A 1,544-nucleotide genomic window follows, 5' to 3' on the forward strand; every position below is an offset into this window, starting at 1 on the left:
GTACAGCGAGAAGCCGAGGATGGTGAGGAAGCCGATGATCGTCGACGGCGTGACCTCCCAGCCGATCGCCGCGTAGACGCCGGCCGAGATGAGCAGGTCGGCCAGCATCGCGACGATCGCCGCCACCGACATCCGCCAGGCACGGAAGTACACGGCCATGAACAGGGCCGCGGCGACCACGAAGACGATCGTGCCCCACAGCGCACGGGTCGAGACTCCGGCGCCCCAGGTCGGGCCGACGAACGACGTCGTCACGGCCGACTCGTCGACGCCGTACGCGTCGGCGAGGCCGGTGACCAGCTCCGCCTCCTGGTCGGGCGTGACCTGCTCCGTCTGCACGCGCACCGCCGAGCCGCCGACGATCGCGACGCGGGGCTCCTCGTTCGGGAGCACCTCGTGCACGGCGTCGATCGCCACCTGCTGCTCGGTGGAGGTCGCGTCGTTGACCGTGAACTCCGTGCCGCCACGGAAGTCGATGCCGAGGGTGAGCCCCTTGACGAGGATGACCACGATCGACGCGACCGCGAGGATCCCGGCCACCGTGAACCAGCGCGCACGGCGCTGCACGATCGGGTAGGAGCGGCGACCCGTGTACAGGTCGTTGCCCCACTGGGCGAATCGCATGCGGGCCATCAGCGGCTCTCCTCGTTCGTGCCGGAGGGGTTCTCACCGGTCGCCGAGGGCGATCCGTCGTCCGGTCCCGGGTCCGCCTCCTGGGCGGCCGCCCGGCGCTCGGCGGCGCGCCGCTCGGCGATGGTCAGCCGGCGCCCGGAGGCGCCGGTCGCGGGGGCCTGCCGTGCGCCGCTGTGCACGGGCTCCGCGGCCGCGCGTCCGCCCTGCGCCTCGGTGTCGTCGGAGGAGACCTCGTCGGGCCCGGGGCCGGCCACGGCAGGCTGCGGCATCCGCACCCGCCCGGCGCCCACGTACCGCGGGCCGGAGCCCGCACGCAGCCGCTCGGGCGACAGGCCCGACCACAGGTGCCCGTCGCGGAAGAACGGAACCTTGGTGATGACCTCCATCATCGGGTGCGTGAACCAGAAGACGACGGCGACGTCGATGATCGTCGTCAGACCCAGGGTGAACGCGAAGCCCTGCACGCCGCCGACGGCGAGGAAGTACAGGATGATCGCGGAGATCAGGTTGACCGCCTTGGCGGCGAGGATCGTGCGTCGCGCACGACCCCACCCGCGCTCGACGGCGTAGGAGAGGGTCCTGCCGTCGCGCAGCTCGTCGCGGATGCGTTCGAAGTACACGATGAACGAGTCCGCCGTGAAGCCGATGGCGACGATGAGACCGGCGACGCCGGCGAGCGACAACCGGTAGCCCATCCCCCACGAGAGCAGGGCGATCGCGACGTACGTCATCACCCCGGCGACCACCAGCGACGCGACCGTCAGCAGGCCGAGCGTGCGGTACTGCAGCAGCGAGTACACGACGACGAGCGCGAGGCCGATGAGTCCGGCGATCAGACCGTTCTTGAGCTGCTCGGAGCCGAGGGTCGCGGAGATGACCTCCTGGCTCTCCACCGTGTACTGCACCGGCAG

General features: G+C 71.2%; 2 protein-coding genes. Both read right to left on the reverse strand.

What is annotated here, in order from left to right; translation table 11 throughout:
• On the reverse strand, nucleotides 1-633 hold a 633-nt coding region (gene secF / locus VNR19_RS00050; RefSeq protein ID WP_325722659.1), incomplete at its 3' end, for a protein translocase subunit SecF.
• On the reverse strand, nucleotides 633-1,544 hold a 912-nt coding region (locus VNR19_RS00055), incomplete at its 5' end, for a preprotein translocase subunit SecD (protein WP_325722661.1). The genes VNR19_RS00055 and secF, both read right to left, overlap by 1 nt.

It is taken from the genome of Microbacterium sp., from assembly GCF_035556355.1.
In the GTDB taxonomy this organism is placed as follows: domain Bacteria; phylum Actinomycetota; class Actinomycetes; order Actinomycetales; family Microbacteriaceae; genus Microbacterium.